This window comes from Thioalkalivibrio sp. ALJ16, assembly GCF_000377345.1.
GTDB lineage: Bacteria > Pseudomonadota > Gammaproteobacteria > Ectothiorhodospirales > Ectothiorhodospiraceae > Thioalkalivibrio.
In genome coordinates, this window is sequence record NZ_KB898043.1 from 42,034 (window position 1) to 56,480 (window position 14,447).

20 protein-coding genes and 2 tRNA genes are annotated in these 14,447 nt (G+C 66.1%); 6 read left to right on the forward strand and 16 right to left on the reverse strand.

The window, feature by feature from the left end:
* The first annotated feature begins 184 nt into the window (after nt 1–184).
* From serS to D000_RS0107710, 3 genes are all read left to right on the forward strand, one after another.
* A complete protein-coding gene (gene serS, locus D000_RS0107700; protein ID WP_018872956.1) occupies nt 185–1,471 on the forward strand; it encodes a serine--tRNA ligase in 1,287 nt (428 codons plus the stop codon).
* A 111-nt stretch (nt 1,472–1,582) separates the two neighbouring features.
* On the forward strand, nt 1,583–2,560 hold the full coding sequence (locus D000_RS0107705) for a thioredoxin fold domain-containing protein (protein ID WP_231371009.1): 978 nt from the start codon (nt 1,583–1,585) through the stop codon (nt 2,558–2,560).
* 20 nt (nt 2,561–2,580) lie between these two features.
* Nucleotides 2,581–3,021, forward strand: coding sequence for a hypothetical protein (locus D000_RS0107710; protein ID WP_018872958.1), 441 nt, complete (start codon nt 2,581–2,583; stop codon nt 3,019–3,021).
* 29 nt (nt 3,022–3,050) lie between these two features.
* Here D000_RS0107710 and cyaY read toward each other — a convergent pair whose 3' ends face one another.
* Genes cyaY through D000_RS0107725 form a run of 3 tightly spaced genes read right to left on the reverse strand, consistent with a single transcriptional unit; the run spans nt 3,051 to nt 4,142 of the window.
* Nucleotides 3,051–3,374, reverse strand: a complete 324-nt coding sequence (gene cyaY, locus D000_RS0107715; protein ID WP_018872959.1) for an iron donor protein CyaY — start codon at nt 3,372–3,374, stop codon at nt 3,051–3,053.
* Between the two features lie 46 nt (nt 3,375–3,420).
* The gene (locus D000_RS0107720) at nt 3,421–3,807 is read right to left on the reverse strand and encodes a DUF423 domain-containing protein (protein ID WP_018872960.1); all 387 of its coding nucleotides are present in this window, start codon (nt 3,805–3,807) and stop codon (nt 3,421–3,423) included.
* Nucleotides 3,807–4,142 carry a hypothetical protein gene (locus D000_RS0107725; RefSeq protein ID WP_018872961.1) on the reverse strand — a complete coding sequence of 112 codons (336 nt, stop codon included), beginning with the start codon at nt 4,140–4,142 and terminating at the stop codon, nt 3,807–3,809. The genes D000_RS0107720 and D000_RS0107725 overlap by 1 nt, the downstream gene beginning before the upstream one ends.
* A gap of 123 nt (nt 4,143–4,265) precedes the next feature.
* Between D000_RS0107725 and D000_RS0107730 the strand changes: the two genes are divergently transcribed.
* Nucleotides 4,266–4,769: a ubiquinol-cytochrome C reductase, iron-sulfur subunit gene (locus D000_RS0107730; RefSeq protein ID WP_369772922.1), complete on the forward strand. Its 504-nt coding sequence runs from the start codon at nt 4,266–4,268 to the stop codon at nt 4,767–4,769.
* A gap of 19 nt (nt 4,770–4,788) precedes the next feature.
* Here D000_RS0107730 and D000_RS0107735 read toward each other — a convergent pair whose 3' ends face one another.
* The 6 genes from D000_RS0107735 to D000_RS0107760 form a co-directional block, all read right to left on the reverse strand.
* Nucleotides 4,789–5,553, reverse strand: a complete 765-nt coding sequence (locus D000_RS0107735; RefSeq protein ID WP_018872963.1) for a class I SAM-dependent methyltransferase — start codon at nt 5,551–5,553, stop codon at nt 4,789–4,791.
* A gap of 3 nt (nt 5,554–5,556) precedes the next feature.
* Nucleotides 5,557–5,775, reverse strand: coding sequence for a SlyX family protein (locus D000_RS0107740; protein ID WP_018872964.1), 219 nt, complete (start codon nt 5,773–5,775; stop codon nt 5,557–5,559).
* 5 nt (nt 5,776–5,780) lie between these two features.
* The gene (locus D000_RS0107745) at nt 5,781–6,767 is read right to left on the reverse strand and encodes an NAD(P)-dependent oxidoreductase (protein ID WP_018872965.1); all 987 of its coding nucleotides are present in this window, start codon (nt 6,765–6,767) and stop codon (nt 5,781–5,783) included.
* Nucleotides 6,768–6,851: 84 nt separating this feature from the next.
* On the reverse strand, nt 6,852–7,541 hold the full coding sequence (locus tag D000_RS0107750; RefSeq protein ID WP_018872966.1) for a Bax inhibitor-1/YccA family protein: 690 nt from the start codon (nt 7,539–7,541) through the stop codon (nt 6,852–6,854).
* Nucleotides 7,542–7,662: 121 nt separating this feature from the next.
* On the reverse strand, nt 7,663–9,735 hold the full coding sequence (locus tag D000_RS0107755) for a SulP family inorganic anion transporter (protein WP_018872967.1): 2,073 nt from the start codon (nt 9,733–9,735) through the stop codon (nt 7,663–7,665).
* A 397-nt stretch (nt 9,736–10,132) separates the two neighbouring features.
* Nucleotides 10,133–10,222, reverse strand: a tRNA-Ser gene (locus D000_RS0107760).
* A gap of 130 nt (nt 10,223–10,352) precedes the next feature.
* On the opposite strand from D000_RS0107760, the gene D000_RS0107765 reads away from it, so the two are divergent.
* A tRNA-Val gene (locus D000_RS0107765) sits at nt 10,353–10,427 on the forward strand.
* Between the two features lie 111 nt (nt 10,428–10,538).
* Nucleotides 10,539–10,865, forward strand: a complete 327-nt coding sequence (locus tag D000_RS0107770) for a hypothetical protein (protein WP_018872968.1) — start codon at nt 10,539–10,541, stop codon at nt 10,863–10,865.
* A gap of 405 nt (nt 10,866–11,270) precedes the next feature.
* On the opposite strand, the gene D000_RS14380 is transcribed toward D000_RS0107770, so the two are convergent.
* The 7 genes from D000_RS14380 to D000_RS0107805 form a co-directional block, all read right to left on the reverse strand.
* The gene (locus D000_RS14380; protein WP_018872969.1) at nt 11,271–11,618 is read right to left on the reverse strand and encodes a DUF1441 family protein; all 348 of its coding nucleotides are present in this window, start codon (nt 11,616–11,618) and stop codon (nt 11,271–11,273) included.
* A gap of 103 nt (nt 11,619–11,721) precedes the next feature.
* A complete protein-coding gene (locus D000_RS0107780) occupies nt 11,722–12,078 on the reverse strand; it encodes a hypothetical protein (RefSeq protein WP_018872970.1) in 357 nt (118 codons plus the stop codon).
* A complete protein-coding gene (locus D000_RS0107785) occupies nt 12,075–12,713 on the reverse strand; it encodes a hypothetical protein (protein ID WP_018872971.1) in 639 nt (212 codons plus the stop codon). The genes D000_RS0107780 and D000_RS0107785 overlap by 4 nt, the downstream gene beginning before the upstream one ends.
* A gap of 1 nt (nt 12,714) precedes the next feature.
* Nucleotides 12,715–13,113 (reverse strand): hypothetical protein, encoded by a 399-nt coding sequence (locus D000_RS0107790; protein ID WP_018872972.1) that lies wholly within the window; start codon nt 13,111–13,113, stop codon nt 12,715–12,717.
* On the reverse strand, nt 13,110–13,343 hold the full coding sequence (locus D000_RS13445) for a hypothetical protein (protein WP_018872973.1): 234 nt from the start codon (nt 13,341–13,343) through the stop codon (nt 13,110–13,112). Before D000_RS13445 ends, D000_RS0107790 begins: the two co-directional genes overlap by 4 nt.
* Nucleotides 13,344–13,493: 150 nt before the next feature.
* Nucleotides 13,494–13,739 carry a hypothetical protein gene (locus D000_RS0107800; RefSeq protein ID WP_018872974.1) on the reverse strand — a complete coding sequence of 82 codons (246 nt, stop codon included), beginning with the start codon at nt 13,737–13,739 and terminating at the stop codon, nt 13,494–13,496.
* Complete coding sequence (locus tag D000_RS0107805) at nt 13,736–14,428, reverse strand: hypothetical protein (protein ID WP_231371006.1); 693 nt, start codon at nt 14,426–14,428, stop codon at nt 13,736–13,738. Before D000_RS0107805 ends, D000_RS0107800 begins: the two co-directional genes overlap by 4 nt.
* Between the last annotated feature and the right edge of the window lie 19 nt (nt 14,429–14,447).

Genomic DNA, 14,447 nt, shown 5'->3' on the forward strand with positions numbered 1-14,447 from the left:
GTGCCAGGCGCCGTGATTGCGGGCGCCGCGCCCGGATCGGCGGTCGCGGCAGGGGGCGGTATGCAGGAGCCGTCCCCGGTCCGACATGATCATCTGCAGGTGGACTCCGCTCGCCGCCGTGGACGCCAACGGGCGCCAAACGTAGACTTCCCCGTCGTTCATGACTCTCTAGCGGAACCCCGACATGCTTGATATTCGCAGCCTGCGCCAGGATCTGGATGCCACCGTCACGGCACTTTCCCGTCGTGGCTACACCCTCGACCGCGAGCGTTTCGAGGCGCTGGAGGCGCGGCGCAAGGCCCTGCAGGTCCGTACCCAGGAGCTGCAGGCCGAGCGCAACAGCCGCTCCAAGGGGATCGGCCAGGCCAAGGCGCGGGGCGAGGACATCGAGCCGCTGAAGGCCGAGCTCGGCCGGCTGGGGGACGAACTGAAGCAGTGCGAGTCCGACCTGCACGGCGTTCAGGCCGACCTCGACGCGCTGCTGATGCAGATCCCCAACCTGCCACAGGCCGAGGTACCGGACGGCCTTGACGAAAGCGCCAACGTGGAACTGCGCCGTGAGGGACAGCCGCCGGCCTTTGACTTCGAGCCGCGCGACCATGTGGACCTCGGCCTGCCCGGTGGCTGGCTGGACTTCGAGGCGGCGGTGCGCGTGGCCGGCTCCCGTTTTGTGGTGATGCGCGGCGAGATGGCGCGTCTGCATCGTGCCCTGACGCAGTTCATGCTGGATCTGCACAGTGGCGAGCACGGCTACCAGGAGACCTACGTGCCGTATCTGGCGAACCCGGAGTCGCTGGAGGGGACCGGGCAGCTGCCCAAGTTCGACGATGACCTGTTTTCGGTGGACTGTGACCAGCGCTATCGCCTGATCCCCACAGCCGAGGTGACCCTGACCAACCTGGTCCGCGAGCAGATCCTGGACCCGGATCAACTGCCCCTGCGCATGGTCGCGCATACCCCGTGTTTCCGGGCCGAAGCGGGCAACTACGGGCGCGACGTGCGCGGGTTGATACGCCAGCACCAGTTCGAGAAGGTGGAGCTGGTACAGGTGGTGCGCCCCGAGGATTCGGCCGCCGCCCTGGAAGAACTGCTGGGGCATGCGGAAAAGGTCCTGCAGGCGCTGGAGCTGCCCTATCGGGTGATGCTGCTGAGCGCGGGAGACATGGGCTTCGCCGCCGCCCGCACCTATGACCTGGAGGTCTGGCTGCCGGCACAGGACACCTATCGCGAGATCTCCTCCTGTTCCAATTTCGAGGCCTTTCAGGCCCGTCGCATGCAAGCCCGCTACCGGCCGCAGGCGGGCGAGCGCCCGGAGCTGGTGCATACCATCAACGGGTCCGGGGTCGCGGTGGGCCGGGCCCTGGTCGCCCTGCTCGAGAATCACCAGCAGGCGGACGGTTCCATCCGGATCCCGCAGAAGCTGCAGCCCTACCTCGGGGGAACCTCGGTACTGCGGTCGCCGTCCGAGTAGCAGATTCGTTCGGAGCGGTTCCCGATGATGATGCCGTCGATTTCGGCCCGTCGCCGCGAGCGGCTGGCGCTGCTGATGCTGCTGACTGCGCTGCTGGCGTGGGTGCCCATTATGGCGTTCGCGGATGCGGATGAGGAGCAGGAAGGGCTCGTGTTCGACGATACCCCGCGACCGATCGGGCTGCATACCCCGGACTGGTTCGAATTGAGCTTTCTCGACCTGCGCGAGGATCTGGAGGAGGCCGTCGAGCAGGGAAAAATGGGACTCGCTGTCTATTTCGGCATGGACGACTGTCCCTACTGCGAGGCGCTGTTTGACAACAACTTCGCGCAGCCGGACATTCGCGATTACCTGTCCGCGCACTTCAACGTGGTGGCCATCGATGCCCTGGGCTCGCGCGAGCTGACCGATCTCGACGGGGAGACCTGGATGGAGCGGCGCTACGCCGCCGACCAGCGTCTGAATTTCACCCCGTCGATCGCCTTCTACGACGAGGATAGCGAGCGCATTCACCAGATGCGGGGATACTATCCGCCCTATCGCTTTCGTGCGCTCCTGGAATACGTGATCGATCGCCATGATCGCGAGATGGGCTTTCGCGAGTATCTCGACCGGGCGGACCCGCCGCCCAAATTCGATCTCGACGACATCAACGAACGTGACTTCTTCGTGCGCCAGCCATTCGCCCTCGATCGTAGCCGCATCCCGGCGGATCGCCCGCTGGTGGTGTTTTTCGAGCGCGAGGCCTGTCATGCCTGCGATATCCTGCATTCCGAGCCGTTGCAGGACGCGGCGGTGCTGGACCGTATCGGGAAGATGGATGCGGTGCAGCTCGACGCCGATGACGGCGATACCCCGGTCCTGACCCCGGGCGGCGAGCGCACCAGCCCGCGCGCATGGGCGGAACAGCTGGATGTACACTGGGCGCCAACGCTGATCTTCTTCGACGAGCAGGGCGAGGAGATCATCCGCATCGATTCCGTCGTGCATCTCAATCGCCTGCGCAATGTCCTCGACTACGTCCTGACCGGCGGTTACGAGGAATACCCCACCTTTGAACGCTGGCGTGCGCAGCAGCCGCAGCCGTGACCCGAACCGAGGGCCTGCCCGTGCATTTCGAACGCGATTTCGTGATCCGTAACCGCGAGGTGCTGGAGGGCATCGTAGCCCGCTCGCATCGCGTGGCGCTGGGGATTTTCGTGCTGACCTTCAGTGGCTACGGCGCCGCGGTCTGGCTCTGGATGCAGGACAACATGTGGGGCGCCCTGGTGGTGGCGACGGTGAGCTATCTGGTGTTCCGTCAGTTCCGCATGCTGGCGCTGGGCGTGGCGCGCATGCCGTTGCGCGGGGATCCGGCGGCCGTCGAGGCCCTGCGGGCGATCGATGTCGCGCTGGAGCACGACAGGCCGCATCCGGTGCTGGCCGAGGTCGAGGCACACCTGCGGGCGCTGGAGGACGAGCCGCCCAGTGCCGAGGAAGGCAAGTTGACGGGTGAGGAAGAAGCGGACAAGGCCTCGGAAGATGGGGATCGGCGCGACCCGCGCCCCTGATTCCCGGGTCTGAGGGCCCGGGGAAGGCTTCAGAGCTCGACGGGTACGCCGAGCTTCTGTTCGATCACGCGGACCAGGGTCGCATGCAGGTCGTCACCATTGCGGTCGTCGATCCAGGCGCCTTCATCCTCGGAGTAGCCGAAGTGGGCCGGTCCCTCGGGCGATGACAGCCAGATCTGCTGGGCGGCCTCCTGGCGGTTGAGGATCATCTGAGCGCCGTCCTCGAATTCAATGGTCATGACGCCGTCGATCAGGTCGATATCCAGGTCGTCCAGGGCGCTCTGGTCGCTCAGGCGGGTCTGGATGTCGTCCAGGGTTTGCTCGGCAAATACGGCGAAGGACGTCTGACTCATGGGGCTCTCGCTGCGGCTGGGGGTGGGGTCGGCTCGAAAGTATAAATCAGGCACGCCACGCGGCGATCGCCAGCCCCACCCAGCCCAGGATGAAGGCGGTCCCGCCGAGGGGCGCAATGGCGCCCAGCACGCGCGGGGCACCCAGGCCGAGAGCGTACAGGCTGCCGCTGAACAGGACGATGCCGATCACGAAGGCGACGGCGCTGGCACTGGCCCAGCCCGGTGCCAGATGGCTCCACAGTGCGGCGACCAGCAGCAGCGCGAGGGCGTGGATGAAATGGTACTGAACGCCGGTATGCCAGGTGGCGAGGGCGGACGCGGACAGGCGTTCCTGCAGGGCGTGGGCGCCGAATGCGCCGAGGACTACGGCCACCCCCGCGAGCAGGGCCCCAATGACGATCAGCGGCCGAATCAGTGGCTCGCCAGCGCCCATCAGGCGTCGTCGCCCATCTCGCTGTCGAGGTCCTGGCCGGCGACCCAGCCATGTTCACGGGCCCGCTCGATCGCCGCGGCGTGGATGCGCTCGTGGCGTTCACGCAGGTCCGGCGGCAGGTTGCCAATGCGCAGGTCGTACTTGTCCCATTCGGCGTTGACCTGGTCGTGGAGGTGCTGGATGCGGGAGACATCCCAGCCCTCGCAGGTCTCGGTCTCGGGCAGGAGGCCGAAGACCCACGCATCGCGGATGAAATTGCCGATGGAGGTCATGCCGCCGTACATGTCGTTGTAGATGCCGACGTAGGTTCGGTTGGAGCGTCTGGGTGCATTCATGGCGCATAGTGTAGGGCTGCGGTGCAGCCAGGCAAAGCGATTTCTGACAACAGGAAGGCAGGTCACTTGAAGGGAGCCAATGACACAGCGGCGCGGGTGCGCATCCGCGGTCTGCTGAAACTGATGGTGCTGGCCGGCGGGGCCGTGCTGCTGGTGGTGGTGCTGAGCTATGCCCTGTCGCGTCCCGGCGATACCCGGGGCGAGACCCTGCGGGTGGATCTGGGCGCCATCGAGCCGGGTGCGGCCAAGCGCTTGACCTGGCGCAACCGCCAGATACTCGTGGTTCACCGCGATGCCGCCTGGCAGGCGGCCCTGGCGCCGGACGCCGAGCTGGCGGACCCGCGCGCCCGCAGGGGTCAGCAGCCAGACGGGCTGGATCTGCCCCTGCGCAGCTACCGTCCCGAGTGGCTGGTCGTCATCGGTGAAAGCACCGATCTGGGCTGCGAGCTGGATTTGGTGCATCCGCATGAGGCCGAGGACTGGAGCGGTGGATTTGTGGACCGCTGCCGCGGGGGCCGTTATGACGGGGCGGGGCGGGTGTATGCGGGGCAGGATGCACGCCGCAACCTGCCGATACCGGAATACCGCTTCAGCGCCACCGATCAGCTGATCCTCGGCGGGAATTGATGGCGGCAATGCGGCCGGTTTACGCCGGTGCCGACACGGAGCACCCCGAGTAGATATCGAAACGGACGCTCTTGCCTCGCACCGAGGCCTGCGGGGCATCGGGACCAAGCGCCGGGGCGTGCAGCGGTCGTTTGACGATCACCCGTCGTTCCACGTTCGCGCGCAGCGTGGCCAGTGTCTGCTCGGCATCCGGATCGGCGGTATCGTGCATCAGCGCCTGGATCAGCTGCATGTCTTTCTTGACGGCCGCACGTTTGTTGCGCGGCGGAAACATGGGATCAAACACTGCGGCGTCCGCGCGCGGGTGCAGCTGCGCGGGGTCGGCCGCGCCGGAAAACAGGTGAATCCGCTCCACCAGAGGGGCCAGTTCGGCGTGGCTCGCGGCGCGCGCCAGGGCGTCGGCCAGCAGTTCGTAGACGACCGGATGGCGCTCCCACGCGGTGACCCGGAATCCGTGCGCCGCCAGCAGCAGGGTATCGCGGCCAAGGCCCGCCGAGGCATCGATCACGTAGCTATCGCGCGGCAGTTTGCCCAAGGCCCGGATCAGCCCCTCGCGCTGGTGACCGGCGTGGGCCAGCCGGTAGCCCTGGCGCCCGCCGACAAAATCCAGCTGCAGGCGCAGCGCGGGCTGGGTGTCTTCGCGCACCAGGGCAAGCCCGTCGGCGGTCGCCTCCAGCACCAGCTGCGCGGGCCCGGTATGGCGGTAGTCGCAGGCGCCAAGGGCCGCCTGCAGGCGGTCGGCCCGCGCCTCGCCGCCGGCCATCGCGCGGATCGTCAGCGCCATGGCTCAGTAGTGGGGCGGGGGCGGTTCGTCGCCCTCGGGGCCGGCGCTGTGGGCCTCGAGCTCGCGCAGGCGATCGCGCAGCCACTGAACCTGACGGCGCAGTTCGGAATTGGCCTGTTGCAGCTCGAGCTGGACGCGGGCCTGCTCTTCCTGCGTGTATTCCTGGTGCGCCAGGCGGATCTCGAGGTCCTCGAGGCGGCGTTGCAGACTGTCGGGTTGCATGCGGCTTATTCCACCACGTTGCGCGGCGTACCGGCCGCGAAGGCTTGGATGTTGGCGGCAATCTGATCGATGACCCGCTGCCGGGCCGAGCGCGCAGCCCAGGCGGTATGCGGGGTCAGGACCAGATTCGGGATGTCCGGTGCCAGCAGGGGGTGATCGGGTGGGGGCGGCTCGGGTTCCAGGACGTCGATACCCGCCCCGCCCAGGTGCCCGTTGCGCAGGTGCTGCGCCAGCGATTCGGGGTCCACCAGCGCGCCGCGCGCGGTGTTCAGCAGCAGGCTTCCCGGCGGCATCCGTCGCAGCGCGGCGGCATCGATCAGGTGCCGCGTCTGCGCGGTAAGCGGGCAGTGCAGGCTGACCACGTCGGCCTGTGCCAGCAGGGTGTCGAGCGGGATCCGTGCGCAGGCGTCATCCGCGGATGCGGCGGCGTGTGCCGGGTTCAGGCTTGCGGCCACCAGGACCTCCATCCCGAAGGCCCGGGCCATGCGCGCGGTCGCCTGGCCGAGCACACCCCAGCCGATGATGCCCAGGCGCATCCCGGCAAGGGTGCGAATGGGGTGGTCGAGGAGACAGAACTGGTCCGAGGCACTCCAGCGCCCCGCGCGAATATCGGCGCGATAGGCGTCGAGGCGCGTCACCAGGGTCAGCAGCATGGCAAAGACATGCTGCACCACGGAATCGGTTGCGTAGTCGCGTGCATTACAGACGATGATGCCCCGCCGACGGGCATTCTCGACATCAATATTGTTGGTGCCGGTCGCGGCCCCGCAGATCAGGCGAAGGTCGCGGGCGGCGTCCAGCGCGTCCGCGTCGATCACGACCTTGTTGGTCACGATCACCTCGGCACAGGCGATGCGCGCGTCGCGCTGCTGCGGACTGCTGCGGGAGTGGAAGCGCCATTCGGGCAGGGTGTTCTGCAGCGCGGAAAGGTCCAGATCATCGCGATCGACTGTGGCCAGATCCAGAAAGACGCCGCGTTGAAGTGGGCTCATGCTGTGGTTCCGTGCCGGACAGACCCAATGAAAAGGGCCCCGCACAGCGGGGCCCCCGTCGGTCCTGCCAGCTGCAGGGGGCGCCTAGTTGTCACCCATGAAGGCATGGAACAGGTTCAGCAGGTGCAGGAACATCACGTAGAGGTTCGCGTACAGCGAGACCGTCATCATGATGTAGTTCGCCTCCGGGTCGTGGATCATGCGGCTGGTGTCGAACAGGATGGCCGCCGACAGCAACAGCACCACCGCGGCCGAGATCGCCAGCGACAACGCCGGGATGGCCAGGAACAGGTTTGCCACGATCGCGAGCAGGGCGACGATCAGGCCGACCACCAGGAACCCGCCGAGGAAGCTGAAGTCCTTCCTGGTCGCCAGCGCATAGCCGGACAGTGCGACAAAGGCCACCGCGGTGGCGGTGAAGGCGTTGCCGACGATCTGCGGGCCGTTGGGCAGGCCCAGGTACATGCTCAGGATCGGGCCAAGGAAGAAGCCCAGCGTGCCGGTGAAGGCGAACGTCAGTACCAGGCCCAGCGGCGAATTGCGCGCGAAATGGATCGCGAACGGGCCCCCGATCAGCACGGCCAGCAGGACCAGCCAGTGCACGGCCGGAGCGCCGACCGCCATTGCCACGAACGCCATGACCGCGCTGAACGCGAGCGTCAGCGACAGCAGCATGTAGGTCTGACGGATGACCTTGTTGGTGGAGATGGTCTCGCTGATGGAGCCGGTAGCGGACGGGTTGCGACTCGAGCGGACGATTTGGTCTCGGGACACGGGTCAACTCCTCAAGTGGATTCGGGACGGCGTCTAGTGTAGCGACTCCTGCAGCGGGCTGCAGCGAATCGCCGATCCGCTGCGGGGGCATCGGCCCGGCCGAGCGGCCGGGCCCCGCGCATCAGCGAATCGGCTCGCCCACCTTCTCGGAAACCGTCTTCACGGCGTGATCGGTGGACTTGAAGATATTGTCTTCGCCAATCACCTCGTCCAGCCCGGTGCGCTGCATCACTTCCATCACCTGGGCCTTCACCCCGGCGAAGACCAGCGTGATGCCGCGTGCCTTCAGGCGGTGGACCAGTTGATGGATGACCTCTTCGCCGGAGGCGTCGATCTCGTTGATGCCCTTGCCGACGATAATCAGGTACTTGGCCTGCGGGTGCCGCGCCACCAGGTCCAGCACCGCATCCTCGAAGTAGGGCACGTTGGCGAAGTAGAGCGAGCCGTCAAAGCGCATCATGCCGACCTTTTCGTTGGTCTCAAGGCCGTAGCGCTGCGCCTCGCGCAGGGTGCCGTCTTCGTAGCGGGCCAGCTCGGAGACCCGCGGCTGCATGGTGCGGTACAGGTACAGCACGATGGCCAGGCCGGCACCGACGAGGATGCCGTAGTCCAGGTTCGGGGCCATGGCCAGGGTGGCGATGAACGTGACGATCGCGGCGGCGCCGTCGTGCTTGTTGGCCACCCAGGCGTGTTTGATGGCCTTGAAGTTCACCAGCCCGGCCACGGCCATCATGATGATCGCGGCAAGCACGGCTTGCGGCAGGTGATAGATCAGCGGTGTCAGGAACAGCAGTGCCAGGCCGATGATGACCGCCGTAAAGACCGATGCCAGGCCCGACTTGGCGCCCGAGTTGAGGTTGACGGCCGAGCGCGAGAAGGAGCCGCTGACCGGATAGCCCTGGGTGAAGCCGCCGGCAATATTGGCCAGACCCTGACCCATCAGCTCCTTGCTGGGATCCAGGCGCTGGCCGGTACGCGCGGCCATGGCCTTGGCGATGGCGATGGCCTCGGTGAAACCCACCAGTGCGATGACGAACGCGGTCGTCAGCAGGGTGGTCAGCGTTCCGAAGCCGATGTCCGGCAGCGAGAAGCTGGGCAGGCCCTGCGGTACGTTGCCGACCACGGCGCCACCCCCATTCAGGTGAATGCGGTCCTCTTCGATGCGCTCGACCCGCCAGGATGCCCGTTCGGCGCGTTCGCGCTCGGCATCGGTCAGGTGCTGTTCGGCGATAAAGCGGGCCGGTTCGTCGTTTTCGCCGGGCACGCGGCGCAGGCTGATGTCGCGGATCTGGTCACGCAGCTCGGCGAGTTCCGGGCGCAGCTCTTCGCGTTCCAGACGCAGCTGGTCCACCTCGTGACGCAGACGCACCGCCTCCGCACCTTCCTGCTCGCGGAGTTCGGACTCGATGTTGCGGATACGCTCGTCCAGATCCGCAAGGCGCGCGGTGTCACTCTCGATGTTCTGGGCAAGGGTGACCACCTCGGCCGGGGCAATGCGGTCCAGCGAGGTCTCGGCCTTGCGCTCGTACCCCAGCGCCCAGCTCAGCAGGATCGCGGCCACAACGGCTACCAGCACGCCGGGCACCTTGGGGATGAAGCGCTTCATCAGCACCATCAGCGCGATGGCGCCCATGCCGAAGGCGAATGTTGGCCAGTGGATGCTGCCCAGCTCCAGCAGCATGCCCCACAGGCCCAGCAGGAAATGACCGCTGGTATCAATCGGGACGCCCAGCAGCTTGTTGACCTGGGACAGGGCAATGATAATCGCCGCCGCATTGGTGAAGCCCACGATGACCGGATGCGAGATGAAGCTCACCAGTGCGCCCAGCTTGAACAGTCCCAGCATCAGCTGGATCACGCCGACGATGAAGGCCAGCGCGATCGCGAGTACCACGAACTCCGCGGAACCCTCGGCGGCCAGCGGGATCAGCGCGGATGCAGTCAGCAGCGAGACCACGGCCACCGGACCGGTGGCCAGCTGGTTGGACGATCCCCACAGCGCCGCCACCATGACCGGCAACAAAGACGCATACAGGCCGTACACCGGCGGCAGGCCCGCGAGTTGGGCATAGGCCATCGACTGCGGGATCAGGACCAGCGCGACCGAGATGCCGGCGATGAGGTCCGCATTCAGGGTTTGCTTCGTCGGGCGCCAGCTCAGAAAGGGGAATACTCGAAGCAGGATTGAATTCATCGGGTCGCTCGCTTGGCCAGTTCGTGAAGATCGACAACGGCCGGACCCATGCTGCGGCCCCGGAAAGGCCAGGGGCGGTCGGCTGCCAGGGCCGTCGTCATTGTGATGGCAGCCAGATCTGGGCCCGGCAGGAGACGGGCACAGGCGGAAAGGAAAGGCAGATTATAGAGCGGCAGTACATTTTCTTCTATCTAAGCTGTTCTATGTAACGCATATTCCGCGGACTATGAATGAGCCGTGCACAGGGGTGCCCGGTTCGTGCGGGCCTGGAGCGGGCAGCGTGAAAATCGGCTTGTCTTGCAAGGCCGCGGGTGCTCGGCCAGCAGCCGGTGCTGCCTGCGGAGGTCGCGGGTCATTGCAGACCGGGGCGGTCAGCGGGTGGGTGTGGGAGTCATGGTGGCGGAGAGGGAGGGATTCGAACCCTCGAGGGGCTTTCACCCCTGCCGGTTTTCAAGACCGGTGCAATCAACCGCTCTGCCACCTCTCCGAGGCTGGGCATTGTCTGGCAAGGGGGCGGGGCTGGCAACCGCCGGCGCATCGTGGCCCGCGGGTGGCTCGCAAGCCGGCGCAAGAGGCTTGACGGACGAAGCCGGTGGCCCTAACCTTTACGGCGCTTCGGGCGGTTAGCTCAGCGGTAGAGCACTGCCTTCACACGGCAGGGGTCACTAGTTCGAACCTAGTACCGCCCACCAAAAAGTCCAGCAAAAAGGGCGACTTACGGATCTCCGGGGTCGCCTTTTTTGTTTCCTCCTGACGGTCACACGCTTCGTGTCACCAATATGTGACCCCTAGGAGGGCATGCCATGTACAGCTTTACCGAATGGGCCGACCACTACGGCCACACCGATACCCCCGAAGCCCGCCGCGGCTACCAGGCGTATCGCGAGAACCTGGATATCTTGCAGACCTTCGCCAGGACCCCGCCGGAGTTCGACCGCTTCTATGTCGTCCAGGACCGCGACTTGCCCGATGGGAGCCGCCTGCTGGGCGATATCGTCGCCGGGCCGTTCGACACCCGTGAGGAGGCCCAGGACGCACTCAAGGAGCGCCTCGAGTATGGGGTCTATATCGGACGCTGGACGGACGAACGGGAGCCGCTCTACCTTCAGGAACGGCGCAGCCTGCGGTAGCGGATGCAGAACCCACCGGGCCCGGCCTTGCGCCGGGCTTTTTTGTGTCTACCCGATCCAGCAGGTCGGGCCGGTCGCGGGCGAGACGGCGGAGAACGTAACCGTTGTCGTTTCTCTCTGATTCAAACTTGGTATTACCAAGTTCGTTCTCCCTCTCCTTCGCCCGGTTGTCGTTTCCCTCTGGTGCGCCTGGCTTGCGTGCTGGATTCTCCCTCGCGGCCCGCACGGCTTCCTTGGCCGGGATCGACCCCTGGCGCCCGCGGTTCTTGAGGATCTGCGCGCCCTCGGGAACAAAAAACCCCGGTGGGCTGGTACGTCCCACCGGGGTTCGGGCCGGAGCCCCCCGTCCGCGCAGACGGGTTGCCGGGATTTAGGAGCACGGCTCCCGGCGGGCCGTGTGCGGTTCTACCGCCCCTGAAGATTCTCTAGCTGCTCGGCAAGGCCGGCCATCGTCTCGTGAATGATCGTCTCGACTTGCTCGGCCTCCGCCGCTGTCAGCAAGCCACGGCGCTCGAGGTCATCCGGTAGCAGCTTCAGCCGGCTCGACACACGGGCAAAGGCGGTGGCCACGGCTTCCTCGACTTCGGCCACCGGGATCAGCGTGCGGGCGCGCTCTCCGGCTTCCATCTCGCGAATATCAGCCAGGGCCGATTCCTTGCGGGCCCGGGCCTGCTCGAACTGCGCCGCGTGGTCGCTGGTTTTCGACCCCTTGGGCCGCCCTGCGCCGGGTCGTTTACCGCCGTGTCCGTTCATGTGCTTGATTACCAATCAAGTTTAAAGTGCGGAATTTAGGCAACCAACGCGGTTCTGCGGGCACCCGCCTGCTAGGGCCTCACAGGGTCCCATAAGCATTTCCTTATGCCGCATCGCTCGGCAGCCGGCCAGCCCGCGCCAGTTCTTCCTTCACGCGCGCCACGTAGCGCTCGGAGCGATTCGCGAGCATCGCCACCATGCGAACCTCCAGCTTGTTCTTCAGTGCCACCTCGACCCGGTGCCGTGTGTTGTCTCGCAGGGCGGGCATGGTGAGCGTGTCGCCCCCGAACCTTTCACACAGCAGCCCGACTTCCTCGTCCGTCAGGATCTCCCGCAGCCAATGACCGGGGGGAGGGTCTGCCGGGACGTAGAACGACGTGCCGGCGCGCTGGAGGCTGAGATCGTAAGCGGCGCGAAACCCAACGAGTTCGGCGATTTCCTCGATAACGCGCGTGTTCATGCGGCCTCCAGGTGCAAACCGGCCTCGGAGGCTTCCCGGCGGATCTGTGCGGCTTGTTCTTCGAGGTCCGCGATCTCCGCCTTCAGCCGTTCGATATCGGCTGCGCGGGATTCGCCAGCGGGGGCGTGGGTCTCCGCGAAGGTGCGCATCCGCTCGACCAGTTCGTCACGGAACAGCCAGGCGATCAGCATTGCCGTATCCGTTCCGTCGATCTGGTTGTCCTGGTGCTCCTGGTTGGCCGGGCCTGGTCCGGGCGCAAACAGGTCGAGCACCAGTTGCTTGCGCCAGTTTTCTTGCATGCGACTGCGCAGCACCGCACCGTGCGGCCCCAACAAGTTCTTGTTGTCCGGGATCGCTGCCCCCGTCTGAAGCATCGCCTCGGCTGTCCGCGACTCCACAAACGCGCCCTTAAGGCGCTTCTCATACCGCCCGGCCATCTCGTCGATCGACAGTTGGGCACGGTGAAGGATCTCGCCAACGTTCGGGCCGGAGCTGGTGATCGCCTTCAGCTCATCGCGCTTGGCCTGGATCTTTGCCATCAGGCCATCGTGCGCGCCCTTCATCTCGTCCTGGATGGCTTTCTGGCTTTCGGCCAGAGAACCCAGCTTGCTCTTGAAATCGGTTTTCGCAGGCATGTCACTTCCTCCCGGTGTTCGTGTCGAGCATGTAGTAGGTGATCGCGGCCAGGCTGTACCGGATGCCGTCTCGGGTCTCCGTGTAATCGGGTCCGGTTCCGGCCCGGCGCATGCGTTCCAGGTCGCCGACGGTGCAACCGAGCGCGGCGGCGCAGTCGAGTTCGGTCCAGTTCGGATCGTTCTCGCGTCGAATTTCCGCTTCGGCCTGCTCCATGCTGAAGTTGACCGGGAGTAGGTTCAGGACCGACCGGCGGTCAATTTTCTTCGCACTCCTGGGGGCCTTCACCCGCCGGACGGGGCCGGCCTTCGGCTTGTCCCGCTTCGGGGCGGGTCGGTCCAAGTACGCCTTGGCCGGCCCGCTCGGGATCATCGGGTCGCGTTGGGCGAATCGTCTTGTCATGGGCGGGGTCTCGCTTGTTGTGCCGCGTGTTCAGCGCAGGCGGCTACGTTCAGGACCGCCAGGGGGCGGGGGTCATCGCGGCGGCTCGGGTCTGGGTTCGCCGCCAGGGCAAGCGTCATCCGATTGGCCACGTCCTGCAGGGCATCGGCGTACTCGCGGGCGGACAGGTTGCTTCTGCCGAGCGTCGCCACTTCCAGGACCGCCGCCTCGACGACTCGGTCGTGTGTCATCGCGCGGCCCTCTGGTGTCGGCTCAGCATGGCGCGCAGGTACGCGACCAAGAACCTCCACTGGCTTTCGATCTCTGCTGGATTCATGCGCGGGCCTCGGTTCACTCATAGACAATGATAAATGATCTGGCTTCGTATGAATAGTGACACACTATGACGTAGGCGTGGTCGATAGGTCGCGGCGGTAGGCCGGCGGCATCCAGTGCTTCAGCTCCCCGGCATGGATCGCCGCGCTTGTTTCCATCGGCGCGTGCGTCACTAGGCGGCGCAGATCCCGCTCCATCCGCTGCGCGGCCTGGTGGTGGCCTGCGGCGTACAAGCTCAGGCGGGCACTAGCGGCCTGGCGGATCTCCCGCAGCACGTCGCGCGGATCGCGGATCGGTTGAACGTTGCTCACGCGGTGGCCTCCCTCAGCCAAGCATTCGCAGCACGCCGTCCGGCGTTGTCTCGCTTAATCTCGGACGCCTCAGCATCAGCGGCCGCCAGCCATTCCCGGCGGTATCCCGCCAGCATCTCGTGCCGGTCCGTGCGGCCGACCAGACACCGCTCGATAAAGAACCGATCCTCACGTAGTAACGGCAGGCCCGCCAGCGGGTCATGGCGCACACGCTCGGCAGCGGCCACCTCTGCCTCCGTGCTGTGTGTGGTCTCACTGGATGAATCATCCAGTGATGGGCGCAGTCGGGCGCTCTCACTTAGATCACGCAGCCAGGCATCGGCTAGTGCGCGTTCGTCAGGCATCACGTCACCTTGCCGCCACCGGCTGGCCACGGACCGCGCGAACCACGTCAGTTCGTCCAGGGTCAGCAGGCCAGCCGCCAAGTCTTCGCGATCCTCGTTACTCAGCAGCGCCACCAGGCAGTCCGGTGCCAGTTCGGCAGCTTCGGCGGCCTGTTGCAGGGCCTGATTCCGTGCAACGAGACCCCCTCCGGAAACCCCCTCTCGTTGCACGCGTTGCAGGGCTTCGGTTGCCGGCTCGTTGCGCCCTTCGTTGCGCTGTAAAACACGTTGCGCTGCGGCCTTCAGGCTGGTTGGTTGCGCGCCTGTTGCATGGCTGGTTGCGCCTCCAGGGGTGTCTCGTTGCATTGTTGCGCCCCCCGGGGGT